This is a genomic window from Geodermatophilus sp. SYSU D00708, from assembly GCF_054050115.1.
The window spans coordinates 97185-122745 of sequence record NZ_JBJGYS010000016.1 but is presented as its reverse complement, the minus strand read 5'-3'; the positions used below and the strand labels follow the sequence as shown (position 1 = coordinate 122745).

29 protein-coding genes are annotated in these 25561 nt (G+C 76.5%); 11 read left to right on the top strand and 18 right to left on the bottom strand.

The window, feature by feature from the left end:
* Window positions 1-46: 46 nt before the first annotated feature.
* Complete coding sequence (gene eutC, locus ACI79D_RS15185) at window positions 47-808, top strand: ethanolamine ammonia-lyase subunit EutC (protein WP_456919255.1); 762 nt, start codon at window positions 47-49, stop codon at window positions 806-808.
* 145 nt (window positions 809-953) lie between these two features.
* On the opposite strand, the gene ACI79D_RS15180 is transcribed toward eutC, so the two are convergent.
* Together ACI79D_RS15180 and ACI79D_RS15175 are read right to left on the bottom strand one after the other, a co-directional pair.
* Window positions 954-2246 carry a PP2C family protein-serine/threonine phosphatase gene (locus ACI79D_RS15180; protein ID WP_456919252.1) on the bottom strand — a complete coding sequence of 431 codons (1293 nt, stop codon included), beginning with the start codon at window positions 2244-2246 and terminating at the stop codon, window positions 954-956.
* A 29-nt stretch (window positions 2247-2275) separates the two neighbouring features.
* Entirely contained in the window at window positions 2276-2512 is a 237-nt protein-coding gene (locus ACI79D_RS15175) for a hypothetical protein (protein ID WP_456919251.1), read from the bottom strand.
* A gap of 18 nt (window positions 2513-2530) precedes the next feature.
* On the opposite strand from ACI79D_RS15175, the gene ACI79D_RS15170 reads away from it, so the two are divergent.
* Both ACI79D_RS15170 and ACI79D_RS15165 read left to right on the top strand, forming a co-directional pair.
* A complete protein-coding gene (locus ACI79D_RS15170; protein ID WP_456919250.1) occupies window positions 2531-3184 on the top strand; it encodes a hypothetical protein in 654 nt (217 codons plus the stop codon).
* Between the two features lie 63 nt (window positions 3185-3247).
* Window positions 3248-3520, top strand: coding sequence for a hypothetical protein (locus tag ACI79D_RS15165; RefSeq protein ID WP_456919249.1), 273 nt, complete (start codon window positions 3248-3250; stop codon window positions 3518-3520).
* On the opposite strand, the gene ACI79D_RS15160 is transcribed toward ACI79D_RS15165, so the two are convergent.
* Genes ACI79D_RS15160 through ACI79D_RS15145 form a run of 4 tightly spaced genes read right to left on the bottom strand, consistent with a single transcriptional unit; the run spans window position 3521 to window position 10102 of the window.
* Window positions 3521-4075 carry a dihydrofolate reductase family protein gene (locus ACI79D_RS15160; protein WP_456919248.1) on the bottom strand — a complete coding sequence of 185 codons (555 nt, stop codon included), beginning with the start codon at window positions 4073-4075 and terminating at the stop codon, window positions 3521-3523. It abuts the gene before it with no gap.
* A gap of 37 nt (window positions 4076-4112) precedes the next feature.
* Complete coding sequence (cydC, locus tag ACI79D_RS15155; protein WP_456919247.1) at window positions 4113-7502, bottom strand: thiol reductant ABC exporter subunit CydC; 3390 nt, start codon at window positions 7500-7502, stop codon at window positions 4113-4115.
* An 8-nt stretch (window positions 7503-7510) separates the two neighbouring features.
* Window positions 7511-8524, bottom strand: a complete 1014-nt coding sequence (cydB, locus tag ACI79D_RS15150) for a cytochrome d ubiquinol oxidase subunit II (protein WP_456919246.1) — start codon at window positions 8522-8524, stop codon at window positions 7511-7513.
* A gap of 12 nt (window positions 8525-8536) precedes the next feature.
* Complete coding sequence (locus ACI79D_RS15145) at window positions 8537-10102, bottom strand: cytochrome ubiquinol oxidase subunit I (protein ID WP_456919245.1); 1566 nt, start codon at window positions 10100-10102, stop codon at window positions 8537-8539.
* Window positions 10103-10216: 114 nt separating this feature from the next.
* On the opposite strand from ACI79D_RS15145, the gene ACI79D_RS15140 reads away from it, so the two are divergent.
* Together ACI79D_RS15140 and ACI79D_RS15135 are read left to right on the top strand one after the other, a co-directional pair.
* Entirely contained in the window at window positions 10217-10579 is a 363-nt protein-coding gene (locus ACI79D_RS15140; RefSeq protein WP_456919244.1) for a BlaI/MecI/CopY family transcriptional regulator, read from the top strand.
* Between the two features lie 39 nt (window positions 10580-10618).
* A complete protein-coding gene (locus tag ACI79D_RS15135; RefSeq protein WP_456919243.1) occupies window positions 10619-11551 on the top strand; it encodes a M56 family metallopeptidase in 933 nt (310 codons plus the stop codon).
* Here the strand turns inward: ACI79D_RS15135 and ACI79D_RS15130 are convergent.
* The 7 genes from ACI79D_RS15130 to ACI79D_RS15100 form a co-directional block, all read right to left on the bottom strand.
* A complete protein-coding gene (locus ACI79D_RS15130) occupies window positions 11548-11910 on the bottom strand; it encodes a hypothetical protein (protein WP_456919242.1) in 363 nt (120 codons plus the stop codon). The two genes, ACI79D_RS15135 and ACI79D_RS15130, sit on opposite strands and share 4 nt — an antisense overlap.
* A 107-nt stretch (window positions 11911-12017) precedes the next feature.
* Window positions 12018-14315: a heavy metal translocating P-type ATPase gene (locus ACI79D_RS15125; RefSeq protein WP_456919241.1), complete on the bottom strand. Its 2298-nt coding sequence runs from the start codon at window positions 14313-14315 to the stop codon at window positions 12018-12020.
* A gap of 11 nt (window positions 14316-14326) precedes the next feature.
* A complete protein-coding gene (locus ACI79D_RS15120; RefSeq protein ID WP_456919240.1) occupies window positions 14327-15235 on the bottom strand; it encodes a hypothetical protein in 909 nt (302 codons plus the stop codon).
* Window positions 15236-15242: 7 nt separating this feature from the next.
* Window positions 15243-15449, bottom strand: coding sequence for a heavy-metal-associated domain-containing protein (locus tag ACI79D_RS15115; RefSeq protein ID WP_456919239.1), 207 nt, complete (start codon window positions 15447-15449; stop codon window positions 15243-15245).
* A gap of 27 nt (window positions 15450-15476) precedes the next feature.
* The gene (locus ACI79D_RS15110) at window positions 15477-15770 is read right to left on the bottom strand and encodes a metal-sensitive transcriptional regulator (protein WP_456919238.1); all 294 of its coding nucleotides are present in this window, start codon (window positions 15768-15770) and stop codon (window positions 15477-15479) included.
* Window positions 15771-15847: 77 nt separating this feature from the next.
* The gene (locus ACI79D_RS15105; RefSeq protein WP_456919237.1) at window positions 15848-16231 is read right to left on the bottom strand and encodes a helix-turn-helix domain-containing protein; all 384 of its coding nucleotides are present in this window, start codon (window positions 16229-16231) and stop codon (window positions 15848-15850) included.
* Between the two features lie 77 nt (window positions 16232-16308).
* Complete coding sequence (locus tag ACI79D_RS15100) at window positions 16309-16803, bottom strand: Hsp20/alpha crystallin family protein (protein ID WP_456919236.1); 495 nt, start codon at window positions 16801-16803, stop codon at window positions 16309-16311.
* 249 nt (window positions 16804-17052) lie between these two features.
* Here ACI79D_RS15100 and ACI79D_RS15095 point away from each other — a divergent pair, with 249 nt between their 5' ends.
* From ACI79D_RS15095 to ACI79D_RS15075, 5 genes are all read left to right on the top strand, one after another.
* Window positions 17053-17403, top strand: coding sequence for an STAS domain-containing protein (locus tag ACI79D_RS15095; protein WP_456919235.1), 351 nt, complete (start codon window positions 17053-17055; stop codon window positions 17401-17403).
* Window positions 17404-17453: 50 nt separating this feature from the next.
* Window positions 17454-18755, top strand: a complete 1302-nt coding sequence (locus ACI79D_RS15090) for a YibE/F family protein (RefSeq protein WP_456919234.1) — start codon at window positions 17454-17456, stop codon at window positions 18753-18755.
* Complete coding sequence (locus tag ACI79D_RS15085) at window positions 18752-19378, top strand: class I SAM-dependent methyltransferase (RefSeq protein ID WP_456919233.1); 627 nt, start codon at window positions 18752-18754, stop codon at window positions 19376-19378. The genes ACI79D_RS15090 and ACI79D_RS15085 overlap by 4 nt, the downstream gene beginning before the upstream one ends.
* Complete coding sequence (locus tag ACI79D_RS15080; RefSeq protein ID WP_456919232.1) at window positions 19375-19701, top strand: TraR/DksA family transcriptional regulator; 327 nt, start codon at window positions 19375-19377, stop codon at window positions 19699-19701. Before ACI79D_RS15085 ends, ACI79D_RS15080 begins: the two co-directional genes overlap by 4 nt.
* 62 nt (window positions 19702-19763) lie before the next feature.
* Window positions 19764-20144, top strand: coding sequence for a nuclear transport factor 2 family protein (locus ACI79D_RS15075; RefSeq protein ID WP_456919231.1), 381 nt, complete (start codon window positions 19764-19766; stop codon window positions 20142-20144).
* A gap of 53 nt (window positions 20145-20197) precedes the next feature.
* Here ACI79D_RS15075 and ACI79D_RS15070 read toward each other — a convergent pair whose 3' ends face one another.
* The 5 genes from ACI79D_RS15070 to ACI79D_RS15050 form a co-directional block, all read right to left on the bottom strand.
* Complete coding sequence (locus ACI79D_RS15070) at window positions 20198-21133, bottom strand: glycosyltransferase family 2 protein (protein WP_456919230.1); 936 nt, start codon at window positions 21131-21133, stop codon at window positions 20198-20200.
* The gene (locus ACI79D_RS15065; RefSeq protein WP_456919229.1) at window positions 21130-21981 is read right to left on the bottom strand and encodes a glycosyltransferase family 2 protein; all 852 of its coding nucleotides are present in this window, start codon (window positions 21979-21981) and stop codon (window positions 21130-21132) included. The genes ACI79D_RS15070 and ACI79D_RS15065 overlap by 4 nt, the downstream gene beginning before the upstream one ends.
* Window positions 21978-23012: a prenyltransferase gene (locus ACI79D_RS15060; protein WP_456919228.1), complete on the bottom strand. Its 1035-nt coding sequence runs from the start codon at window positions 23010-23012 to the stop codon at window positions 21978-21980. Before ACI79D_RS15060 ends, ACI79D_RS15065 begins: the two co-directional genes overlap by 4 nt.
* A 52-nt stretch (window positions 23013-23064) precedes the next feature.
* Window positions 23065-23820, bottom strand: coding sequence for a class I SAM-dependent methyltransferase (locus ACI79D_RS15055; RefSeq protein WP_456919227.1), 756 nt, complete (start codon window positions 23818-23820; stop codon window positions 23065-23067).
* Between the two features lie 103 nt (window positions 23821-23923).
* Window positions 23924-25177 (bottom strand): glycosyltransferase family 4 protein, encoded by a 1254-nt coding sequence (locus ACI79D_RS15050; protein ID WP_456919226.1) that lies wholly within the window; start codon window positions 25175-25177, stop codon window positions 23924-23926.
* 88 nt (window positions 25178-25265) lie between these two features.
* Here ACI79D_RS15050 and ACI79D_RS15045 point away from each other — a divergent pair, with 88 nt between their 5' ends.
* Complete coding sequence (locus tag ACI79D_RS15045; RefSeq protein WP_456919225.1) at window positions 25266-25559, top strand: Dabb family protein; 294 nt, start codon at window positions 25266-25268, stop codon at window positions 25557-25559.
* The last annotated feature ends 2 nt before the right edge of the window (window positions 25560-25561 follow it).

Sequence of the window (25561 nt, the reverse complement as noted above, 5' to 3'; positions counted from 1 at the left end):
GGCGGGCGGGGGGCCCCCGCGGGCCGCGAGGCGGACAAAAAGGGCGATTTCCCCCCGGGCGAACGCCCGCGGGGCGGGGGGGCGGGCCCCCCCCGGGGCCCGGGTCGCGCTGGGCCGGGCCGGCGACGCCCTGCCCACGGCCCGCGAGCTCGAGTTCCGCGCCGCGCACGCCGCCGCCCGGGACGCGGTGCACCAGCCGCTGGACCCGGCCGCCGTCCGCGCCGCGCTGGACTCGGCGCTGCGGGAGGCCCGGCTGCCGGGCGTCGAGGTGGTCGAGGTGCACTCGGCCGCCGGCGACCGCGCCACCTACCTGCAGCGGCCCGACCTCGGGCGGCAGCTCGCCGCGGGGACAGAGCTGCCCCGCGCCGACGCCGACCTGGCCGTCGTGATCGCCGACGGGTTGTCCCCGCGGGCGGTCCACGAGCACGCCCCCGGCCTGACGGCGGCGCTGCTCGAGCGGCTCTCCGGCTGGCAGGTGGCGCCCGTGGTGCTGGCCCACCAGGCCCGGGTGGCCCTCGGGGACGCCATCGGGGCCGCGCTGCACGTGCGCGCCGTCGTCGTCCTCGTCGGGGAGCGCCCCGGCCTGTCGGCCGCGGACTCCCTCGGCGCCTACCTCACCTGGGACCCGCGGCCCGGGCGGGCGGACTCCGAGCGCAACTGCGTGTCCAACGTCCGGCCACCGCACGGGCTGTCCTACGCGCAGGCGGCCGACACGGTGGTCGCGCTGCTGGCCGCCGCCCGGGAGCTCGGCGCGTCCGGGGTGGCGCTCAAGGACGAGGGACCCGCGCTGGCCGCCGGGGCGGGCTGAGCACAGACCGCGTCGGCGTCGCCGGACGGATGACCCAGACACGACGCCCGGCGACACCGGCGGGCGCGTGCAGTGTCGACCTCTCCCGGCCGGTGCGGAACGGCTCCGGACGGCCCCCGGTGTGGCGGTTGCCGTCCGTGAGCCGTCAGCGCTTCTCCGCCCCTCGCGGTGAGGCCTCCGGGATGTCCGGGGCGAGCTCGTCGTCCCGTGGCGGGGCCTTCCACTCGATCAGCAGCAGGGAGGCGTCGTCGCTGGTGCGGCCGGCCCGGGCCGACATGAGCGCGTGCGACAGCCGGCGTACGGTCTCCGCCGCGGCGAGGTCCTCCGCGGTGCTCTGCTCGATCAGCTCCCGCAGGCGAGCCTCGCCGAACTGCTCGCCGCCGTCCAGCCGCTCCTCCACGACACCGTCGGTGAAGAACAAGACGCGGTCGCCCGGCTCCAGGTGCACGGAGGCGACCGACGGCACCGCGCCGCCGAAGCCGATCGGCCGCGTCCGGGCGCCGGTCAGCTCGCCGATCACCCGGCTGTCGCGGACCCAGAGCGCACCCGGGTGCCCGGCGTTGACCCAGCGGAGCTCGCCGGTCTCGGTGTCCAGCTGGCCGAGCTGACCGGTCGCGAACCGGCCCGGGAAGGAGCGGGCGAGGACCGCGTCCATCTCGCTGTAGAGCTCGGCGAGCGGGACGTCCCGGCGGCGGCCGTGCCGGTACGCGGCGAGGACCACGGTCGCCATGGTCGCCGCGTCCAGGCCGTGCCCCATCGCGTCGAAGACCCCGAGGTGCAGGACGTGCTCGTCGAAGGCGTAGTCGAAGCAGTCGCCGCCCACCTCGTAGGCCGGTTCGAGGATCCCCGCGAGGTCGACGTCCGGTGTGGTCATCGACAGCGGCGGGAGGGACTGCCACTGCAGCTGTGCCGCGAGGGTCATCGGCCGCGCGGTGCGCACGCGGGCGAACGTGTCGGTGTAGCTGTCCTTGGTGACGAGCAGGTCGGCAACCAGCCCGGCCGCGCGGTGCGCGAGCTCCCGGTCGTGCTCGGCGACCGTCGGCAGGGTGAACGACAGCACCCCCACCCGGTCCGAGCCGTCGAGCATGGGCAGGTGGAGGCGCACGCTGCCGTCGGGCTGCGGACGCTCGGTCCGGGTGTCGGTCGTGAAGGTCCAGCCCTCGGGGCTGTCGTCGATGGCGACCGGCTTGCCGGTCAGCCCGCGGCCGAGCACCGGCTGGAGCTGGAGCTGGTCGAAGTCCTGCAGGTGGATGCTGACGTCGGTGGCTCCGGCCCTCCCCAGCTCCTGGGCCACCAGTGGGCCGACCAGGCGCGGCGGGATCAGGTGGGCCCGGTCGAGCAGCGCGCCCAGCAGTCGTTCGCCCACGCTGTCATCACGGGTGAGGTCGCCGCTCGTGTCGTGGAAGCCCACGAGCGGCTCCGTGTGGTCGTCCGGCACCCCGTGTGCATGAGCGCCGGGTCAGGACCTCAAACCAGAGGTCGGCGGCGCAGCACCCGGGCCAGCGCGTGCCGGCGTCCGCCGGCGAGCTCGTCGGCCGGCACGGGCTCGGGGACGTCGGCCAGCGCCGCGTGCCGGTCGCGCAGCCGGGCCCGGATCTCCTCGGGGGTGTGCGCGCGGCGCTGGCGCTCGTTGCGGGCGAGCACCGCCCCGGTCGCCGCGACGCCGGCGAGCCCGGCCAGTCCGAGCAGCTTCCAGAGGCGCATGATCCGTAACGTAGCGCCGTGCCCGAGCTGAGCCTGGACGAGGCCGTCGAGCTGACCCGCACCGGCGACGTGTGGGTCTTCCGCGGTGCCTCCGTCGCCGACCGGGCCATCCGGGCGCTGACCAACGCGCCGGTCAACCACGTCGGCATGGCCGTCGTGCTCGAGGACCTGCCGCCGCTGCTGTGGCACGCCGAGCTCGGCCGCTCGCTGCCCGACGTCTGGACCGGGGAGCACCAGCGCGGTGTGCAGCTGCACGACCTGGCCGACGCCGTCCGCACCTGGCGGCACCGGTACGGCCAGCGGGCCTGGCTGCGGCAGCTGGTCGGCCCGGCGGACGACGGCGGCGTCACCGGTGAGATGGAGGACGCCGTCCTGCGCACCGTCGCCCGGCTCGACGGCAAGCCGTTCCCGACGACGCGCGGGCTGGTCGGCAGCTGGCTGGGCGGGCGGCTGCGCCGGCGGACGGCGGCCGAGACCGTCTACTGCGCCGAGCTGGTGGCCGCGACCTACACCGCGATGGGGCTGCTGGACGGCCGCCGTCCGCGCAACGCCTACGACCCGGGCAGCTTCTGGTCCGGCGACGACCTGCCGTTGCTGCAGGGCGCCCGATTGGGGTCGGAGATCCCTGTCGAGGTGCCCCTGGGAGGTGGGACCGTCCCCTCGGACGGGTAAGGCACAGACAAGAGCCTCCCGGCGTCGGACCCGAGCGCGGGGAGGCTGCACAGGAGGGTCGCCATGAGCAGCGTCCACTGGGCCCGGCCGGACATCGCCGGAGACATCGTCGCCATCGCCGTCACCCCCGCCGCCGCGCCGCCGCGGGAGATCCACATCCGCCCTGAGCTGTACGAGCGCACGCTCGCCCAGATGGCCGCGGACGACCGCGCCGCCGTGACCGCCAGCGGTCGCCTGGGCCGGCCGCCCGGTGTCCCGGTCGTCCTCGACCCGGCGTTGCCCCCCTTCCCCGGGTTCGAGGTCGTGCGCGCCCGGCCCGAGCAGGCCGCGGCCTAGTCAGCGGCGAATGCGGTAGGTCGTCTGCACCATGCCGCCGGGGAACACCTCGGTGCGCTCGTGCTCGAGCGGGACGTCGGCCGGCAGCGCGCCGAACGGGGTGAGCCCCTCGCCGATGAGAACCGGCACCCGCGACAGGGTGAGGTCGGCGATCAGCCCGGCGGTCAGGAAGGTGTGCACCATCCGGCCGCCGTCGACGTAGACCCGGCGGTACCCGGCCGCGGTCAGCGCGGCCACGGCGTCGTCGAAGGACCGGTGCACGGTGATGCGCGCGTCCGCCCCGGGCTCCAGCGTCGTGCTCACCACGTGCACCGGCTTGCCCTGGTAGGGCCACTCGTCGATCGGGGCGATCACCTCGTAGGTGCCCCGGCCCATCACCAGCGCGTCGATGCCGGCGACGAACGCGGAGAACCCGAAGTCGCCGCCGGCGCCGTCGTCCGGCGAGCCGCCGACCTCCCCGGCGCCGGTGAGCCACGCGAGGTCGCCGTCGCGGCGGGCGATGAACCCGTCGACGCTCATGCCGAGGAAGACCGAACCGGTGAAGGGCGCGTCCATGCGGCGCAGCCTGCCGGTCGGGTCCGACAGTTCCCGCTCAGCCCGCCAGCGCGGCCACCGGCGTCCCGAGCCGGACGACGGTGTCGCCGGGGCGCTCGACGGCGTCGTCGTGGGTCACGCAGACGACCACCCGGCCGGCGAGCGCGCGCCGCAGGTCGCCGACGAGGGCAGCGGCGGTCGGCGGGTCCAGGTGGGCGGTCGGCTCGTCGAGCAGCACGACGTCGCGGTCGGCGAGCAGCGCCCGCGCGGCGGCCAGCCGGCGGCGCTCACCGCCCGACAGCGCCGTCCCGCCGGCGCCGACGGGGGTGTCCAGGCCGTCGGGCAGGCCGGCCAGCAGCCCGCCCAGCCCGGTCGCGGTCAGCGCCGCCCGCATGCGCGCCTCGCCGTCGGGACCGGTCAGGGCGCCGCGCGGCGCGGCCACCGCCAGGTTGGCCCGGATGCTCGATGCGAACACGTGCGACTCCTGCGGCAGCTCCGCCATCCGCGACCGGAGGTCGTCCCCGGCGAGCCGGCCGGCCGGCACGTCCTGCACCGCGTAGCGGCCGTCGCGCGGGCGCAGCGCCGCCAGGAGCACGGCGAGGAAGGTCGACTTGCCCGCTCCGGAGGGCCCGCGCACCACCAGCCAGCCGCCGTCGGCGTCCGCCGCGGTGGTGAGGCCGCGCAGCACGTCGGGCCCGCCCGGCCAGCCCGCGGTCAGGTCCGTGGTGGCCACGCGCCGGACCGGCGCCGGCGCCGGCAGCGGGTCGCCCGGGTCGGCCGGCACCGGCGCGGTGAGCACGGCCTCGAGGCGGCTGCGGGCGTCGGCGAGGGCGCCGCGCCGCCGCAGCGCGCCGACCAGGCCGCTGAGCGGCTCGGCCAGCGCCAGGGGCGCGAGGGCGACGGCCGCGAGGACCGGGCCGGTTCCTCCGGCGGCGGTGGCCACGGCCGCGGCGGTGACCGCGGCCAGCCCGGTGCCGAGCACCACCACGCCCTCGCCGAGCGCGCCCGCGCGGGCGCCGGTGCCGGCGGCGGAGGACCGGCGGCCGGCCAGGGCAGCGAGGTCGGCGGCGGTCCGGTCCGCGAGACCGTGCGCGCGCAGGTCCGGCGCCCCCTCCAGCACGGTGGTGGTGTCCCGCAGGGCGGCCACGCGCAGCGCCCCCTCCGCCCGGTCGGCGCCGGCGTCCACCCGCCGGTGCGCGACGACGACGAGGGCGACGGTGGCCAGCAGCACCAGGCCGGCCGCGCCCGCCGCGGCGGGGGAGACCAGGGCCAGGGCGCCGACGGTGCCGGCGGTCACCGTCCCGGCGACCAGCGCCGGCGGGACGACGCGCACCGACAGGTCCTGCACCAGCGCGACGTCGCCGACCACCCGGGCCAGCGCCGAGCCGGGCGTCCGGTCGGCGGCGATCCCCTGCGCGGCGAGGGCCCGCCACACCCGCACCCGCAGGTCCGCGGCCGTGCGCAGCGCGGCGTCGTGGGCGGTCATCCGCTCCACCCAGCGCAGGCCGGCGCGGCCGAGGCCGAAGGCGCGCACCCCGACGATGGCGACCAGCAGGGTCAGCACCGGCGGCATCTCCGCGGCCCGCACGATCAGCCAGCCGGAGACCGCGGTGAGCGCCACGCCGGCACCCGCCGACGCGGTGCCCGCGGCCACGGCCCGCAGCAGCGCCCGCCGCGGCAGGCGGGGCCCGTCCACCTCCGGGGCCGGCGCGGCCACGGTCGGTACGGCCGCGGTCGGCACGGCGGGGTGTGCACGTGCGGTCGCCCCGGCCGGCACCGGTGCGGCGGTGTGTGCACGTGTCGCGGAGGAGCAGGGAGCGGGCCCCGGCAGGTCGATCGTCCGGTCGGCGAGGGCGGCCAGCGCGGGGTCGTGGGTGACCAGCAGGACGGTGACCGTGCCGCGCAGGCCGGCGAGCACCGCGGCCACCGTCGCGGCCGCCGCGTCGTCCAGGTGCGCGGTGGGCTCGTCGAGGAGCAGCAGCCGCGCGCCGCGCCGGACCCGCACCAGCGCGCGGGCCAGCGCCACCCGCTGCAGTTCGCCGGGGGAGAGGGTGGTGCACCGCCGTCCGGCCAGGGCGCTCGCGCCCACCCGCTCCAGCGCCTCGACGACGAACGCGTCGCCGACCACCTCGTCCACGCCCGGGTCGGAGGCCGCGTGCCGGCGCAGCTCGTCGGCGACGGTCTCCCCGGTGGTCCGGGGGTGCTGGGGAACGGAGGCGACCCCGGCGTGCGGCATCCCGGTCACGGTGCCCTCGACGACCGCCGCCGGGTCGGTCAGCCCGGCCAGGACGGCGAGCAGCGTGGACTTGCCCGACCCGCTGGCCCCGCGGACGGCGACCAGCTCGCCGGGGCGGACGGCGAGGTCCACCGGCGGGAGGGCGGGCACGGCGCGGCCGGGGAAGCGGACGGTCAGCCCGGTGACCGCGACGTCGGCGCCCCGCGGATCGTCGCCGTCCGGCGTCGTCGCGGGCGGGGCGGCGGCCGGCGCGGCGAGCACGGCCCGCGCCTCGGCGGCGGCCAGGGCGGCGTCCTCGTTGGCGTGGTGCGCGGCCCCCAGGGCGCGCAGCGGGGCGAAGGCCTCGGGCGCCAGCAGCAGCGCGGTCAGGCCGGCGGCCAGCGCGACCTCGCCGTGAACGAGCCGCAGGCCCACGGTGACCGCGACCAGGGCGACCGACAGCGTGGCCAGCAGCTCGAGCACCAGCGAGGAGAGGAAGGCCAGCCGCAGCGTGGCCAGGGTGCGGCGGCGTGAGGCCTCGCCCAGCTCGGCCAGGGCGGCGGCCTGCTCGGCGGCCCGGCCCAGGCCCACCAGCACCGGCAGTCCGCGCACGAGCTCGGCCACGTGCGCGGCGATCCGGTCCAGCGCGCGGGCGGCGGCGGTGGTGCCGTCGCGGGTGGTCAGGCCGACCAGCGCCATGAACACCGGCACCAGCGGCAGGGTGACCGCGACGAGCGCGGCCGAGAGCAGGTCGGTCCCGGCGAGGACGGCCAGCAGCACCGGCGGGACGACGAGGGTGCGGGCGAGGGCCGGCAGGTACGTGGTGAGCCCCGGGCCGAGGTCGGCCAGCCGCGTGGTGGCCAGCACCGCCGCGGGACCGGGACCGCCGGCCGCGGCGACCGCGGCCGGGGAGCCGGCCAGCCGCGCCAGCAGCCGGGCACGCAGCCGGTCCTCGGCGCGGCGGGCGTCGCGGTCGGCCAGCAGGTCGCCGAGGGACCCGGCGACCGCCCGGAGCGCGGCGCCCGCGGAAGCGGCGACCAGCGGGCCGGTCAGCGGCCCGTCGGCCAGCCCGGCGGCGCGGGCCACCGCGTGCGCCAGCCCGGCGGCGAGCAGGACCAGGCCGGCGACCTGGACCAGCGCTGCGACCGCCTGCCGCGCCAGCGCCCCGGGCAGCCCCGGGACCCCGGCCAGCGGCGCCAGCGGCCCCCGCTCCCGGCGGGCAGAAATGGCCATTTCTGCCCTCACGCGTGCGCGGGAACGTCGGCGTGCACCGGCTCGGCGGTCAGCCGCTTGCGGAACACCCAGTAGGTCCAGGCCTGGTAGGCGAGCACCACGGGCAGGCCGATGCCGGCGGCCCAGGTCATCACGGTGAGCGTGTAGTCGCTGACCGAGGCGTCGGCGACGGTCACGTCGAAGGCCGCGTCGACGGTCGACGGGACCACCACCGGATAGGCCGCCCCGAACAGCGTCGCGGCGGCGGCGGCCAGCACGGTGCCCCACGCGGCGAACGCCTGCCCCTCGCGGCCGACCCGGATCCGCGCCCAGGCGACGACGACCGCCAGTGCGGCGACCAGCCACAGCACCGCGGTGGCCGGGGTCCCGTACCGCAGGTGCACCAGCCCCGCCCAGGCCAGCAGCGGCAGCGCGGCCACCGGCGTCCACCGGGTGGCGAACCGGCGGGCGGCGGCGCGCACCGGACCGTCGGTCTTCAGCGCCAGGAACACCGCGCCGTGCACCAGGGAGAAGGCCAGGACGGCGACCGCGCCGAGCAGGGCCGACCAGCCCAGGCCGGCGAAGGCGCCGCCCACCCGGTTGCCGTCGGCGTCGATCGGCAGGCCCAGCGTGGTCGCACCCAGGGCGGCGCCGATGCCCAGGGCGGCGATCAGCGAGCCGGCGGTGATGACGTGGGTCCACGTCGCGTCCCACGCCGCGGTGGAGTGGGAGTGCCGCCACTCGAAGGCCACGGCCCGGATGATCAGGCCGAACAGCACCAGCACGAACGGCAGGTACAGCGCCGGCAGCCAGGTCGCGTACCAGCCGGGGAAGGCGGCGAACACCGCGCCGGCGGCGGTGATCAGCCAGACCTCGTTGCCGTCCCAGAGCGGGCCGATCGTGCGCAGCATCAGGTGCCGGTCGGCGGGGCGGCGGCCGAGCACCGGCAGCAGCGCGGCCACGCCGAAGTCGAAGCCCTCGAGCAGCAGGAAGCCGGTCCAGAGCACGGCGACCGCGGCGAACCAGAGGGTCTGCAGGTCCATGGGTCAGGCTCCTCAGTACGCGAAGGACAGGACGTCGTCGGTGTCGGGGCGGGTGCCGTCGCGGCCGCCCGGCAGGTCGTCGTCCGGCGTCCCCTCGGGGGTGTGCCCGGGGGTCGGGGCGGCGTCGCCGGTGGTGACCCCGCGACGGACGAAGCGGCCGATCAGCCACAGCTCGACGACGGCCAGCGCGCCGTAGACGAGGGTGAGCACCGACAGCGACGTCCAGACCTCGGCGGCGGTGATGCCGGGGGAGACCGCCTGCGCGGTGAAGAACCACACCTGCTCGTCCACCGGGACGTCGGGGTTGGGGTAGACGACGAAGGGCTGGCGGCCCATCTCGGTGAAGATCCAGCCGGTCGCGTTGGCCACGAACGGCGCCCCCACCGCGAGCAGTGAGCCGTACACGCCGATCCGCGACGTCGGGACCCGGCCCCGCCGTGTCGCCCACAGCGCGTAGGCGGCGACCCCGGCCGAGACCGCGCCCATGCCCACCATGAGCCGGAAGCTCCAGTAGGTGACCGCCAGCAGCGGGGTGTAGTCCACCTCCGCGCCGGCCAGGTCGCCGAACCGCGACGGGTCGTCGGGGTAGGTGGCGCCGTAGACCTCGGCGTAGCGCTCCTGCAGCTCGTTGACGCCCGGGACGGCGGTGGAGAAGTCGCTGTGCGCGAGGAAGGACAGCAGCCCGGGCACGGTGATCGAGTGGACGTCGTCGCACTCGTTGGAGCCGAGCTTGCCCCAGGCGAGGATCGAGAAGGACGCCGGCGCCTCGGTCTCGCACAGCGCCTCGGCCGAGCTCATCTTCAGCGGCTGCTGCTCGTACATGAGCTTGCCCTGCCAGTCGCCGGTGAGGGCGACCAGCACGAACGCGGCGAGTGACACCCAGCCGCCGAGCCGCACCGAGCGGCGCCACACGGCGTGGTCGACGTCGTCCGTCGACTGCTGCGCCAGGGTGCGCTTGCGCAGGTGCCACAGGCCGATGCCGACCAGCAGCGCGCCGGCGACCATGAGCGCGGCGACGATCGCGTGGCTGAAGGCGGCCAGCGCGGTGTTGTTGGTGAGGACGGCGAGGAAGTCGACCTGGACCGGGCGGCCCGTCGCGTCGTCGGTCACGACGCCGACCGGGTGCTGCATCCAGGAGTTGGCCGCGATGATGAAGTACGCGCTGACGACCGAACCGATCACCGCGGCCCACAGCGCGGCCAGGTGCAGCTTCTTCGGGATGCGCCCCCAGCCGAAGATCCACAGGCCGAGGAACGTCGACTCGAGGAAGAACGCGAGCAGCGCCTCGAGCGCCAGCAGCGACCCGAAGACGTCGCCGACGAAGCGGCTGTACTCGCTCCAGGCCAGGCCGAACTGGAACTCCTGCACCAGCCCGGTGGCCACGCCCAGCACGAAGTTGATCAGGTAGATGCGGCCCCAGAAGCGGGTCATCCGCAGCCACTCGGGCTTGCCGGTGCGCACCCAGAGGGTGTGCATCACTGCCACCAGGATCCCCAGCCCGATGGTCAGCGGGACCATCAGGAAGTGGTAGACGGTCGTGATCCCGAACTGCCAGCGCGCCACGTCCAGGACGTCCACGGCCGCTCCTCCCCGGACGACGTACGATCGGTCGAGTTCTTTCTACGCCGAGTAGAAGACACTTTTCTACGACACGTAGAAAGCAGGTGTGTGATCCGCAGGACAGGAGGACCCGTGGCGTCGTTGGGTGAGCTGGAGCGCACCGTCATGGACCGGCTGTGGTCGGCCGACGGTCCGGTCTCGGCGACCGAGCTGCGCGACGGACTGGCCGACCGCGGGCTGGCGCTGACCACCGTGCACACGGTGCTGACCCGCCTGGAGCAGAAGGGGTTCGTCGAGCACGACGACGCCCGGCCCCGCCGCTTCCGCGCGCGGGCCACCCGCGAGGAGCACGCCGCCGAGCTGATGCACGAGGTGCTCGGCTCGGCCGGGGACCGGCAGGCGGTGCTGGCCCGCTTCGTCGGCGGCGTCGACCCCGACGAGGCCCGGCTGCTGCGCGAGCTGCTGGCCGCCGCTGGTCCGGACGACGACCGCTGACCGGACGGAGCTGATCGAGCCGCCCTCCGCCCCCGACCGATGCTGCCCGCCACCGCGGCCGCCCTCGCCGTCCTGGCCGCCCTGCTGGCGTGGCCGGTGCCGGCGCTGCTGGCCCGTGCCCGGTGGCCCCGGCGGGACCCGCTCGTGGCGCTGGTGTGCTGGCAGGCGATCGGGCTGGCCGGTGGCCTGTCGATCATCGGCGCGCTGCTCGTGCACGGACTCGCGCCGTGGGGCCACTCGCTGCCCGAGGCGGCCTGGTCGGTGCTCACCGCGCACCCCGCCGCCGAGCCGGTGCGCGGCGACCACTGGGTCACCCTGACGCTGGCCGGCGTGCTCGCCTCGGAGCTGGTCGGGGTGCTGCTGCTCTCCTGGGTGCGGACCACCCGTGCCCGCCGCCGGCACCGCGAGCTGCTGGAGCTGGTGGTCCGGCCGCACGAGCTGCCCGACGCCCGGCTGCTCGAGCACCCCGCGCCGGTGGCCTTCTGCATCCCGGGTGCCCGGCCGCTGCTGGTGCTCTCCTCCGGCATGGTCGCCGAGCTCGACGACGACCAGCTCGCCGCCGTCGTCGCCCACGAGCGGGCGCACCTGCGCGAGCACCACCACCTCTACCTGCTGCCGTTCCTCGCCTGGGAGGCGGCACTGCCCGTGCTGCCGGCGGCCGCGCGGGCGGCTGCCGCGGTCCGGACGCTGGTCGAGATGCGCGCCGACGACGTCGCGCTGGGGTCGCTGTCGGGTGCTGCGCCGCGCCGCACCCTGGCCCGGGCGATCGTCGCGGTGGCCGGGGGGGCGGGCGGCGCGGCCGTGCCCAGTGGAGCCCTCGCGGTGGCCGGGGGAGGGGTCCGGCAGCGCGTGGTGCGGCTGCTCGAGCCGCCGTCCCCGCTGCCGGCCTGGGCACGGGCGGCCGCGCTGCTGTCGGCGGGCCTGCTGCTCCTGGTCCCGACCGCGCTGCTCCTGCTGCCCGCGGTCGTCTAGCGCGGGCTCCCCGGCACGGTGGCCAGCGCCACCGCGGACACCGCCGCGATGCCCCCGCTGACGAGCGCGGCCCGCCGGTAGCGGGGGCGGCCCAGCAGCGTCAGCATGCTGACCGCGTGCAGGCTCTCGACCGCGGCCGCGATCGGCGGGACGGGTCGCACCGGCGCGACGAGCAGGGTCGCGTGCTCGACGACCATGCGCGCCCCGAGGACCCGCACCACCCAGCGCCGGTCCCTCGGCAGCTCCGGGCACAGTGCGTCGGTCACCCCATCCGGCACCGCGAGGAGGGCGGTGCCCCAGGCCACGCCGACCCCGGCGAGCAGGCGGGTGAGCCGACGGCGTCGGTGCTCTCCGGTCATGGTGGTGCTCCCTCCTCGCCGCCTGGTCGTGCTCTGCGTACCCGGCGCAGGCAGAGCACGAGCCTGCCGGCGGAGGGTCTCAGGCGGCCCGGACCGCTGGCCGGGTCTCAGGCGGCCCGGACCGCTGCCCGGCGTCCGGCCGGGACGGCGGTGGTCGCGGCCGCGTTGCCCGGCAGCGGGGCGAACCGGCGCAGCCGCAGGCTGTTGGTCACCACGAACACCGAGCTCAGCGCCATCGCGGCGCCGGCGATCATCGGGTTGAGCAGCCCGGCCGCGGCCAGCGGCAGCGCCGCGACGTTGTAGGCGAACGCCCAGAACAAGTTGCCCCGGATCGTGGCCAGCGTGCGGCGGGAGAGCCGGATGGCGTCGGCGGCGGCGCGCAGGTCGCCGCGCACCAGGGTGAGGTCGGAGGCCTGGATCGCCACGTCGGTGCCGGTGCCCATGGCCAGGCCGAGGTCGGCCGCGGCGAGGGCCGCGGCGTCGTTCACCCCGTCACCGACCATGGCCACGACCCGGCCCTCGGCCTGCAGGCGGCGGACGACGGCCACCTTGTCCTGCGGCAGCACCTCGGCGACGACCTCGTCGATCCCGACCTCCGCGGCGACCGAGCGGGCCACCGCCTCGTTGTCGCCGGTCAGCAGGATCGGCCGCAGCCCCAGGTCGCGCAGCTGTGCGATCGCCTCCGCGGAAGTGTCCTTGACCGCGTCGGCGACGACGAGCAGCCCGCAGGCCACGCCGTCCGCCGCGACGAGGACCGCCGTCGCGCCGCCGGCCTCGGCCGCCGCCTGCGCCGCGGCGAGGTCCGCCGGCACGGGCACGGAGCGGTCCGCCAACAGGCGGGGACGCCCCACCAGCACCGCGGCACCGTCGACCACGCCGCGCACGCCCAGCCCCTCGACGTTGGCGAACCCCTCGACCGGCAGCAGCGGGCCGGTGCGCTCGGCGGCCGCCGCGGCGACGGCCCGGGCGATCGGGTGCTCGGACGCGGCCTCGAGCGCCCCGGCGAGGATCAGCACCCGCCCGGCGTCCGCCCCGTCGGCGGGGACGACGTCGCGCAGGGTCATCCGTCCGGTGGTGACGGTGCCGGTCTTGTCCAGGACGACGGTGTCGACGGCGCGGGTGGACTCGAGCACCTCGGGGCCCTTGATGAGGATGCCCAGCTGCGCTCCGCGGCCGGTGCCCACCATCAGTGCGGTGGGCGTGGCCAGCCCCAGTGCGCAGGGGCAGGCGATGATCAGCACCGCGACGGCCGCGGTGAACGCGGCGGCGAGTCCGGCGCCGGCGCCGATCCAGAACCCGAGGGTCGCCACCGCCAGGGCCAGCACGATCGGCACGAACACGCCCGACACCCGGTCGGCCAGGCGCTGCACCTCGGCCTTGCCGTTCTGTGCCTCCTCCACCAGCCGGGCCATCTGCGCCAGCTGGGTCGCCGCGCCGATGCGGGTGGCCCGCACCACCAGCCGGCCGCCGGCGTTGACGGTGGCGCCCACGACGGCGTCGCCGGGACCCACCTCCACCGGCACGGACTCGCCGGTGAGCATCGAGGCGTCGACCGCGGAGGCGCCCTCGGTCACCTCGCCGTCCGTGGCGATCTTCTCCCCGGGCCGGACGACGAACAGGTCGCCCACGGCCAGCTGGTCCACCGGCACCCGGCGCTCGACGCCCCCGCGCAGCACCGAGACCTCCTTGGCGCCCAGCTCGAGCAGCGCCCGCAGCGCGGCCCCGGCCCGCCGCTTGGACCGCGCCTCGGCGTAGCGCCCGGCGAGCAGGAAGGTGGTCACCCCGGCGGCGGCCTCCAGGTAGATGTTCGCGCCGCCGTCGCCGCGGGCCACGGTCAGCTCGAACGGGTGGGTCATCCCGGGCTCGCCGGCGCTGCCCAGGAACAGCGCGTAGAGCGACCAGAGGAACGCCGCGCCGGTGCCCAGCGAGACGAGGGTGTCCATGGTCGCGGCGCCGTGGCGCAGGTTGGTCCAGGCGGCGCGGTGGAACGGCAGCCCGCCCCAGACCACCACGGGGGCGGCCAGGGTGAGCGAGAGCCACTGCCAGTACTCGAACTGCAGCGCCGGGACCATCGCCATGGCCACCACCGGCACGGTGAGCAGCGTGGAGACCGCGAGACGTCGGCGGAGCGGGCCGACCCCGTCCTCCTCGGCGACCTGCACCGGAGCGGCCGGGGGCTGAGGGAGCGTCGCGGTGTAGCCGGTCTTCTCCACGGTGGCGACGAGGTCCTCGGGCGTGACGTCCCCGCCGTAGGTGACCCGCGCCTTCTCGGTGGCGTAGTTGACCGTCGCGGTCACGCCGTCGAGCTTGTTCAGCTTCTTCTCGATGCGGGCGGCGCACGAGGCGCAGGTCATGCCGCCGATCGCGAGCTCGATCTCGCCGGCCGGGGCGTGCGTGGTGCTCATCAGGGATCTCCTCAGTCGCCGTGCCCGTGGGGGCCGGGCTCGGCGGGGGCCGCGCCGCCGGGGCCGACCCGGACGGTGAAGGCGGCGGTGTGCACGGCGTCGCCGTGCCGGAAGTCGAGGAACAGCCGGTAGGTGCCCGCGGACGGCGCCGTCGTGGCGAACTCGACGTGCGGGCCGGGAGCCGGGGTGGTGCCGTCGTCGGGCTCGACCGGGTGCACGTGCAGGTAGGCCAGGTCGCCGTCGCGCAGCGCCACCAGGTGGCCGTAGGCGCCCAGGTAGGGCTGCAGGTCGGTGACCGGCCGGCCGTCCCGGCTGACGCTCAGGGTCAGCTCGGACTCCTGGCCGGCCCGCGGCTCCCCGGTCAGGACGACGGTGTAGCCGTCGACGTCGGTGACCGCGGCCGGCTCGGGCAGTGCGGTCGGGGCGTAGTCGCCGGCCACCTCGACGTCGGCGCCGAGGACCAGGTCCTCGCCCAGCGCCGCCGGGGTGGTGTCGGCGAACACCCGCCAGCTGCCGGGGGTCAGGGTCAGCGGCGCCCGCCACGTCCCGTCGGCGTCGCGCTCGGGGTGCACGTGCTGGTACCCGCTGAGGTCGCGTCGGACGGCGACCAGGTGCAGGTCCTCCTCGTGCTCCTCGGTGTAGTCGAGCACCGGGGCGCCGTCCGGTCCGAGGACGCGGAAGGCGAGGGTCGTCGTCCCCGCGGGCGGCTGGGCGTCCAGCACGTCGAGGGTGTACCCGGAGCCGGCCACGGCGAGCCCGCCGGCGGCTTCGTCGGCCGCGGGGGTGTCGGGGGTCGCCGGCGTCGCGGTGTGCGGCACCGGGGCGCCGATCGGGCCCACCGCGGCGCCGACGCCGACGGCCGCGGCGAAGACGGCACCGAGGCCGACGGCGACGGCGGCCAGCTTGGCGGGCGTGTCCACGGGCTCGTCAGCCGGCGATCTCGTAGCCGGCCTCCTCGACGGCGGCGCGGACCGCGCCCTCGTCGACCGGCTCGGTGCTGGTGACGGTCAGGCCGCCGCTGGCCAGGTCGACGTCGACCGTGGTGACGCCCGGGACGGCGGAGACCTCCTCGGTGACGGCGGTGACGCAGTGGCTGCAGGTCATGCCGACGACGGTGTAGGTGGCGGTGCTCATGGGGGTGTCCTCGCAGGGGGGGTGGGTTCAGGAGCGGACGAGGCGGGCGATCGCCTCGGAGGCCTCGCGGACCTTCTCGTCGGCCTCGCGGCCGCCGGCCTGGGCGGCCTGGACGACGCAGTGCGACATGTGCTCCTCGAGCAGGCCGAGAGCGACCGACTGCAGCGCCTTCGTCATGGCCGAGACCTGCGTGAGGATGTCGATGCAGTACTTCTCGTCCTCGACCATGCGCTGCAGCCCGCGGGCCTGGCCCTCGATGCGGCGCAGCCGCTTGAGGTAGTCGTCCTTGCGGTGGATGTAGCCGTGCGGCGCGCTGTCCACGCTGTTCCTCCAGGCGGCTCGGGAGCTCTCGCCGAGGAACTATACCCCCCTAGGGTTCCCTGTGCGGGTGGCGCCGCTCACGCCTCCGGGTCGGCACGGTCGCCGTCGCGGGCGCGCAACCGGTCGACGGTCTGCTGCAGCCGCTCGCTGTCGGCCCGGGCGTCGGCCAGCTCGTCCTGCAGGCCGAGGATGACCTCGGCGGAGGCGAGGGTGTGGCCCTCGTCGAGCAGGCCGCGCAGGCGGGCGGCCAGGCCGAGCTGGTGCCGGGAGTAGCGCCGGTGCCCGCCGGGGGAGCGGTGCGGCTGGACCACCCCGGAGGCGTCGAGGCTGCGCAGGAAGGCCGCCTGCACACCGAGCAGCGCGGCGGCCTGGCTCATGGTCAGCGCGGGGAAGTCCGGGTCGTCGAGGCGCCGCAGCGCGTCGTCCCCCGGCGTCCCGCCGGCTCGCCCGGCATCGGCCATGGCAGGTCCTCCTGGTCCGGGATGTGCGCAGGGGCCGGGTCCGTGCGGACCCGGCCCCTGCCGGCGCGAGCCGACGGTCAGCTCTCGACGGCCTTCTGCTCGGACGCCTCGTGCTCGATGGTGCGCCCCTCGACGGAGGTCGGCGTGTCGGCCCGGGTCACCGTGATCTTGCGGGCCCGTGCCTTCTCGGCGACCGGGATGCTGAGGGTCAGGACGCCGTCGTGGTAGCTGGCCTCGAGCCGGTCGGTGTCCAGACTCCGGCCCAGCACCAGCTGGCGGGTGTAGCTGCCGTAGGGCCGCTCGGCCACCGCCCACTCGGCGTTCTCCAGCTGCGGCACCGACCGCTCGGCGGTCACCGTGAGGGTGGTGCCCTCGACCGACAGGTCGATCGAGCCGGGGTCGACGCCGGGCAGGTCGAAGTGGGCGACGAAGTTGTCGCCGACCCGGTAGGCGTCCATCGGCATGCCCGACAGCGGGCGGGCGGTCGAGCCCGTCCGGCCGGTCAGCTGGTCCAGCGCGCGGAAGGCGGCGTTGGTGGCGGCGAACGGGTCGTAGGCGGTCAGCATCGCCATGGCTGTGCAACCTCCTGTGTCGTACTGGCGGGTTCGCTGCCTGAGGTGAACCTCAAGTGGCGACTAGAGATTACCTCTAGCGTGCATCCATGTAAACCTGTGGCGCGGGAAATCGTCCCGACCGCACAGCAGCGACCGGAGCCGCGCGTGAACACCTGCCCTGCGGGGCAGTGCCCCGGTGTGGACGACACGACCGACCCCCGAGCGCAGGGGGAACAGGAGCGCGGAGGCGACGAGGCGGGTGCGGAGGTGAGCACCGCCCTGGACGGCGACGTCGCCACGGTCACCGTGACCGGCGAGCTGACCGAGGGCGCGCGGCGACCGCTGGTCCGCACCATGACCGACCTGCTGCTGGCCGAGGCGGCGCTGCGCCGCGTGCGCCTGGACACCCGCGGGGTCACCTACCTCAACTCCGCCGGCATGGCGGTGCTCGTGCAGCTGCAGAAGCTCGGCCGGCCACGCGGGGTGGACCTGGTGCTCGTGGCGCCGCCGACGGCGGTGGCCCGTCCGCTGCAGCTGTCCGGGCTGTGGCTGCGCTTCCCCGTGGAGGACGACGGCACCGCCGAGGGCGCCGTCGCGGAGGGCGGCTCGGCCACCTGACGCCCGGGTGCCGTGGGCGGGCCTCCGGCGGCGACTCCTAGCCTGGCCGGGTGCCGCCCAGCCATGCCCATGACCACGGGGCCCACAGCCACGGTCCCGACCCGGACGCGCCACCGCCCACCCCGGAGGTCCTGACCCGCCGGCGGCGGGCCGTGTGGCTGATGCTGCTGCTCCTCGTGCCGGTCGGACTGGCCACCGTCATCGGCCTGGTCGCGCTGTGGCCCTCCGGCGAGCCGACCCGCGCCCAGCAGGCGGCCGAGCTGTACCTGCCGCCTGGGACCACCTATCCGCAGGCCCGCGTCTCCTCCGTCGAGCCGGTCGACTGCTCGCTGCCCGGCGGGGGGAACCAGCCGGCCCAGCAGCTGACCTGCGCCACCCTCGTCGTCGAGGTGCTCGACGGCGACGGGGCCGGGGAGTTCGTGCAGGTCGACGTCCCCGCCGAGGTGTACGCCGCGGGGATCGAGGAGGGCGACGGCATCGTCCTGACCCGGGACGCCGCGGCCGAGGGCGGTGCGCAGTACGCGTTCTTCGACTACGACCGCGACGTGCCCATCGTCGTCCTCACGCTGGCCTTCGCCGTCGTGGTCGTGGCCGTGGCCCGGCTGCGCGGGCTGGCCGCGCTGGTCGGGCTGGCGTTCGCCTTCTTCGTGCTGCTGGAGTTCGTCCTCCCGGGCCTGCTGTCCGACCAGTCCCCGACGCTGACCAGCCTGGTCGGCTCGGCGGCGATCATGTTCGTCGTCCTGTACCTCGCGCACGGCTTCTCCGCCCGGACGACGACCGCGCTGGTCGGCACCCTCTTCGGCCTCGCCCTGGTGGCGGTGCTGGGCTCGGTCGCGGTGGAGACGGCGAAGCTGACCGGGCTGACCAGCGAGGAGACCACCACGCTGCTGCAGTACGACCCCACGCTGGACTTCTCGGGGCTGGTCCTCGCCGGCGTGGTCGTCGCCGGGCTCGGCGTGCTCAACGACGTCACGATCACCCAGGCCTCGGCGCTCTGGCAGCTGCACGAGGTGGACCCGGAGATGAGCTGGCGGCAGCTCTACCGCCGGGGCATGGCGGTCGGCCGCGACCACATCGCCTCCACCGTCTACACGATCGTGTTCGCCTACGCCGGCGCCTCGCTGCCGCTGCTCATGCTCTTCGAGCTCTACGCCCAGCCGTGGGACGTCGTCCTGACCAGCTCCGCGCTGGCCGAGGAGGTGATCCGCACGCTGGTCGGCTCGATCGCGCTCGTGCTCGCCGTCCCGGTGACGACGGCGGCCGGCGCGTTCTTCGCCAAGGCGGCCGGCACCGAGGCGGGCGCGGCGACCGAGCGGCGGATCACCGCCCTGCGCGCCCGGTTCGCCCGGTGAGCGCGGTGCCGGAGCTCCTGACCGCCGCCCGCGCCGCGCCCGGGTTCATGCCCGACGACGAGGGGACGGCGCTGTACGAGGCCGCCCGCGCCGTCGCCGTCCCCGGCCCGCTGCTGGAGATCGGCAGCTGGATGGGGAAGTCGGCGCTCTACCTGGCCGCCGCCGCCCGGGAGACCGGCCGCCAGGTGGTCACCGTCGACCACCACCGCGGCTCGGAGGAGCACCAGCCGGGCTGGGAGTACCACGACCCGTCGCTGGTCGACCCGGCCGTCGGGCGCGTCGACACCCTGCCGCGGTTCCGGCGGACGATCGCCGACGCCGGCGCCGAGGACGTCGTGGTCGCCGTCGTCGCCCGCTCGGAGACCCTCGCCGCGCTGTGGTCGACCCCGCTGGCCCTGCTGTTCCTCGACGGCAGCCACACCGAGGAGTCCGCCCGCCGCGACCAGGACGCGTGGGTGGCCAAGCTCGCCGTCGGCGGCACCCTGGCCATCCACGACGTCTTCCCCGACCCGGCCGACGGCGGCCAGGCCCCCTACGGCGTCTACCGCCGGGTGCTGGCCTCCGGGGAGTTCACGGAGCTGCCGGGCACCGGCTCGCTTCGGCTGCTGCGGCGCGCGCGGTGAGCGATCCACTGGCCACCGAGCGGGCCGCCGTGCTGGCCCAGATCGCCGCGCTGACCGGGGAGTTCGACGCGGTCGTCGCGGCGTCGCAGGCGTCCAACGCCGACGACGAGCACGACCCGGAGGGCGCGACGATCGCGTTCGAGCGGCAGCAGGTGGCCGCGCTGCTGGCCGCGGCGCGGCGACGGCTGGCCGACGTCGACGCCGCCCTGGCCCGCCGGGACGCCGGGACCTACGGCGTCTGCGAGCGCTGCGGGCGGCCGATCGCCCGCGAGCGGCTGGCCGCCCGCCCGGCCGCGCGCACCTGCATCGACTGCGCCCGCTGAACCCTCCCGCGCCGGCGGTCCCGATGGGATCGTGGCGCCACGGGGCCGTGGGAGGAGGGGCGATGACCGACCAGGTCCTGGACCGCACCACGGAGGAGACGCTCGCCGTGGTGCAGCGCCTGCTCGACGGGTTCGGCCGGGGGGACGTCGACGCGATCATGGCCGAGATGTCCGACGACGTCCTCTTCGAGTCGACCGAGCCGCCCGACGGGGGCCGCTACCGCGGCCGGGCCGAGGTGCGCCGCGTGTGGGAGCAGCTGTTCGCCACCCCGGGGGCCCGCTTCGCGACCGAGGCGGTCCTGCCGCACGGGGACCGGGCCGTGGCGCTGTGGCGCTACGCGTGGGGCACCGACGAGGCCACCGCCGGGCACGTGCGCGGCGTGGACGTGATGACCGTCCGGGGCGGCAAGGTCGTGGAGAAGCTCTCCTACGTCAAGGGCTGAGCGCGGCGACCGTCGAGGGCAGACCCGGCGGCCGCCATCAGCGCGGCCCGGCCTCAGCTCACGTAGCGGCGGGCGGTGGAGGTCCGCTGCGCGTGCTCGAGCGCGGCGAAGCGGGCCTCGGCGTGCGCGGGCAGCACGCGGCGCTCGCGCAGCACCCAGGGCAGGCCGCGCACCGCGTCGAGGACCCCGAACAGGCTGAGCCGGTCCCGCGGGACGGTGCGCAGCAGGTGGGCGGTGCGGCGCAGCGCCGGGCGCAGCGGGCGGCGCAGCCACGTCGTCCAGAGGGTGTTGCGGATGCCGTCGCGGCGGCGCTTGTGCGGGTCCCGGGCGGTGCTGGCCTGGTGGTGCACGGTCAGCTCGGGCAGGTAGCACAGCTCCCAGCCGGCCGCGGCCAGGTCGCCGGCCATGAGCTCCTCCTCACCGCCCAGCCACAGCCGCTCGGAGAACCCGCCGACCTCGTCGAACGCCTCCCGCCGCAGCACCGAGGCCCCGGCCAGGAAGGAGCCCAGCGCCGGGCCGGGCAGCCAGCCGGCGCCGCGCACGGGGGAGTCGCGCAGCTCCGGCACGATCGGGTCCTCCCGGCCGCCGGGCTCGACGAGGATCCGCGCGGTCACCACGGCCAGCCGCGGGTGGGCGTCGAGCACGTCGGCGGCGGTACGCAGCGAGCCCGGCTCCCACCACGTGTCGTCGTCGCAGAAGGCCACGTAGGGGGTGTCGACCCGGGCCACGCCGACGTTGCGGCCGATCGCGCCGAGGTTCTCCGGGCTGGCGACCAGTTCCACCGCGGGGAACCGCTCGGCGACCGCCGCCGCCGTCCCGTCGGTGGAGCCGTTGTCGACCACCACGACGTGCGGCTGCTCGGGCAGGGCGGTCAGCCGCTCCAGGGCGAGCAGCACCTCGTCGCGGCGCTGGTGGGTGATGACGACGACGGCGACCCGCGGGTCCGGGCCGGAGTCGGTCCTCGACAGCGCGGCCTGGGTCGCCGTCACCGGGCGCCCGCCAGCACGCGGAGGTCGGCACGGACGGTCGCCGGGACCGGCCGGCGCTGACGCAGCGCGGCGGGGACGTCGGGCAGTGCGCGCACCAGCCCCCGCCGCTCGGGCCCGCCGGCGCGCACCGCGCGACCCACGACCCGGGCGAGCTCGGGTGCCGGCTGGCGCATCACGGCGGTCAGGACCCGGCTCCGCCAGATCGCCGCCCGCCGCTGCTCGGGGGCGTGCCGCCGCGTCGACGGGTGGTGGTGCACGACCACCGAGTCGACGTAGGCCATGCCCCAGCCGGCCGCCGCGAGGTCGAGGGCCAGGCGCTCCTCCTCGCCGGGGAACCGGACCACCGGGTCGAACCCGCCGACCGCCAGGAACGCCTCCGTGCGCACCATGGCCGCGCACGCGACGAAGCCCAGCAGCGCCGGGCCGGGGAGGTCCGCAGGTGTGCCCAGGGGGCTCTCGGCCATCTCGGTGCACACCGGGTCGAGCCGCTCCTCCGGGCCGACGAGGATGCGCGCGTTGAGCACCGCCAGCCTCGGGTGGGCGCGCATGACCGCCGCTGCGCGGGCCAGGTCGCCGGGCGCCCACCACGAGTCGTCGTCGGCGAAGGCCACGAACGGGGTGGTCGCGTGCTGCACGCCGACGGTCCGGGCGTAGGAGCCCACGTTGCGCTCCATCGGCAGCACGGTGACCTCGGGCAGGGCCGCGCGCACGGCCGCCACCGTGCCGTCGGTCGAGGCGTTGTCCACGAGGACGACGGGGGCCTCGTGGCGGGGGAGGGTGGCGAGGAGGTCCTCGCGCCGGTCGCGGCTCATGACGACGACGGTCACGTCGGGGTCGGGGGAGGTCACGCCCTCCCTCTGCCCGCACCGTCCGGCAGCCAATCGGCGGTCTCCTGTGATCCGCCCGTCCCGGCGGCCGGCAGCGCCGCCGGGTCGAGGAACAGGCCGGACGCGGGGCTGGCTCGGGAGAGCGCGTCCGCGGCGAGCACCACCGCGGCCGCCGTCCACGTGGTGCGCTCGACCGGCCAGCGGGCGTCGTCGGGGTAGACGAAGCCGGTCCAGTAGGAGCCGTCGTCGTGCCGCAGGTGCTGCATGGCCGCGACCTGTTCCAGGGCGGCGTCGGGCTGACCCGCGGCGGCGAGGGCCAGCGCCAGCTCGCAGGTCTCCGCGCCGGTCACCCACGGGCGGTCGGCGACGCACCGGGCGCCGAGCCCGGGGACGACGAACCGGTCCCAGCCGGCGGCCAGCCGCTCGGTGGCCGCCGTCCCGGTGACCGCGCCGGTCAGCACCGGGTAGTACCAGTCCATGGAGTAGCGCGAGCGGTCGGCGAAGGCCTCCGGCCGGGTGCGCAGGGCGGCGCCGAGGTCGTCGGCGGCCAGCTCCCAGTCCGGCTGGGGCTGCCCGGTCAGGGCGGCCAGCGCCACGCCGCAGCGCAGGGACTGGAACAGGCTGGCGCCGCCGGTGAGCAGGGCGATGTCGTCGGGCGTGCCGTCGGGACGCAGCGCCCAGCTGACCGCGCCGCCGGGCAGCTGCATGCGGGTGACCAGGTCCAGTCCCCGCCGCACGACCGGCCACAGCCCGGCGACCAGCTCCTCGTCGCCACTGCACAGCCAGCTGTGCCAGAGCCCGACGGCCAGGTAGCCGGCGTGGTTGCTCTCCGCCGCGGGCAGCGTCTCGACGCCGGCGCGGTACTCCGCCGCCCAGGACCCGTCCGGCCGCTGCCGCGCGGCCAGCCAGCGGTACGCGGCGCGGGCGCGGTCGTGGGCGCCGCCGACGTCGAGCGCCATCGCGGCCTCGACGGAGTCCCAGGGGTCCAGCTGCCCGCCGCGGAACCAGGGCAGCGCGCCGTCGCCGTCCTGCTCGGCGGCGATCGACGCCACCGTCGCGCGCACCTGATCCCCGCTGAGCACCCCCGGCAGCTCGGGCAGCAGCTCAGACAGCGGTCCGCTCCCGCTCCGGCTCGACCTCCGGCAGCGCGACCCCCGGCTTGTCGGCGTAGACGACCAGGCTCTTGCCGAGCACCGGGTCCAGCAGCCGCTCGGCGGTCCGGGTCAGCCACGGGCGGTGGGTGAGGTCCCAGACGAGCAGCCGGTGGTAGGCGCGGACGGCGGCCGGGTCGCGCTCCACGCCGACGGCGCACTTCAGCCACCAGAACGGCGCGTGCAGCGCGTGCGCGTGGTGCTGCTGCCCCGGCACCAGGCCCGCCGCGGCGAGCCGGGTGCGCAGGACGTCCCCGCGGTAGATGCGGACGTGCCCGCCCTCGTTGGCGTGGTAGGCGTCCGAGAGCGCCCAGCAGATGCGCTCGGGGCCGTACCGGGGCACCGTGACCGCCACCCGGCCGCCCGGTCGGAGCACGCGGGCTATCTCGGCCAGCGCGGTCGCGTCGTCGGGGATGTGCTCGAGCACCTCGGCGGCGATGACCCGGTCGACGCTCGCGTCGGGCACCGGCAGGGCGCGCAGGTCGCCGCGCACCACCTCGTAGCGGGCCCCCGCCGGTGCCTCGCCGGCCGCCGCGATCGCGCCCAGCCAGCGCTTCGTCGTCGTCACCTCGGGGACGCCCCAGTCGACCGCCACCACCCGCGCGCCCCGCCGGTAGGCCTCGAAGGCGTGCCGGCCCTCGCCGCAGCCCAGGTCGAGCACGGTCATCCCCGGCCGGACGTCGAGCCGGTCGTAGTCGACGGTCAGCACGGTGTTCCCCGTTCGACTCCGGGCTCGATCCGCTCCTCGGTCGCTGTCCCCCGCAAGCGGGAGGTGCCCCCAGCCTGGGGCGATGCTCCCTCGCCCGTCGTCTTCACGAGCGCCGGCCCTTCCGCTCGAGCACGCGCGCGTACCACTCCGCCGTCCGCTCGGCGGTGGACCGCCACGTGTACGAGGCCAGCACCCGGCGGCGGCCGGCCCGGCCCAGCTGCTCGCCGAGGGACGGCGAGTCGAGGACCAGCTGCAGGGCGGCGGTGAGCTCCTCGACGTCCCCCGCGGGCACCCGCAGCCCGGCCTTGCTGCCCACGACCTCCGGCAGCGCGCCGGCGTCGGTGGTCACCAGCGGCGTGCCGCAGGCCATGGCCTCGATCGCCGGCAGGGAGAAGCCCTCGTACAGCGACGGGATGGCGACCACGGCCGCGCGCTGCAGCAGCGCGACGAGGTCGGCCTCGGGCAGGGGGCCGGTGAACCGGACGGCGTCCCGCAGCGCGAGCCGGTCCAGCGCCGCCTCGGCCGGCCCGCCGGGCCGCGCCGAACCGACCACGGTCAGCCGCACCGCGCGCTCGGTGCGCAGCTTGGCCACCGCCTCCAGCAGGTGGACCAGGCCCTTCAGCGGGACGTCGGCGCTCGTGGTGACGACGATCGAGTCGCGGTCGCGCGGGCGGCCGGGCGGGGGAGGGGTGAAGACGGCGGGGTCGATGCCCACCGGGATGACCTCCACCCCGGTCGCGGGGACGCCGAGGTGGGTCTCGATGTCGCGGCGAGAGCTCTCCGACACCGTGGTGACCGCGTCCAGCCGCGGTGCCACGCGGGCCTGCATGCCGGTGAAGGCGTACCAGCGGCGCAGCGTCAGCCGGCGACGCGCGGTCGGCGCGGCGGCGAGCTCCAGGTCGCGGTCGATGGCCACCGGGTGGTGCACGGTGGCCACCGTCGGCACCCCGGCGCGGACCAGGCGCAGCAGGCCCAGGCCCAGGCTCTGGTTGTCGTGGACGACGTCGAACTCGGAGGCGCGGGGGAGGAGCAGCGTGGCCGCGCGCAGGCTGAAGGTCAGCGGCTCGGGGAAGCCCGCGGTGCACATCAGCGCCCACTCGGCGAGGTCGACCCAGTCGCGGAACTCGCCCGGCCGCGGGGTGCGGAACGGGTCCGGCTCGCGGTAGAGGTCGAGGCTGGGCACCCGGGTCAGCGGCACGCCGTCGTCGAGCTCGGGATAGGGCTGGCCGCTGAAGACGGTGACGTCGTGGCCGAGCTCGGTCAGCTCGCGGGACAGGGCGCGGACGTAGACGCCCTGGCCGCCGCTGTGCGGCTTGCTCCGGTAGGACAGCAGTGCGATGCGCAGCGACCGTCCCATGGTCGGCGACTCTATCCGGCGTCCGTCACCGCCCAGTTCCGCAAGCCCGGGCTGCGGACGGCGGCGCCGGGCTGACAGGGTGACCGTCATGCTGCGCCACGTCGTGCTCTTCACCTGGTCCGACGACGCCGACGAGGAGCGCCGGGCGGCCACGCTCGCCGCCCTCCGCCGGCTGCCCGAGGACGTCGGCGGGATGACCTCCTTCGCCGTCGGAGCGGACGCCGGGCTGCGCGAGGGCAACGCGCACACCGCGCTGGTCGCCGACTTCCCCGACGCCGAGGCCTGGCGGCGCTACGCCGAGCACCCGGTGCACCTGCAGGTGATCGCCGAGCACGTCGCGCCGTACCTGGCCGCGCGGACCGCCGCCCAGTACGAGGTCTGACC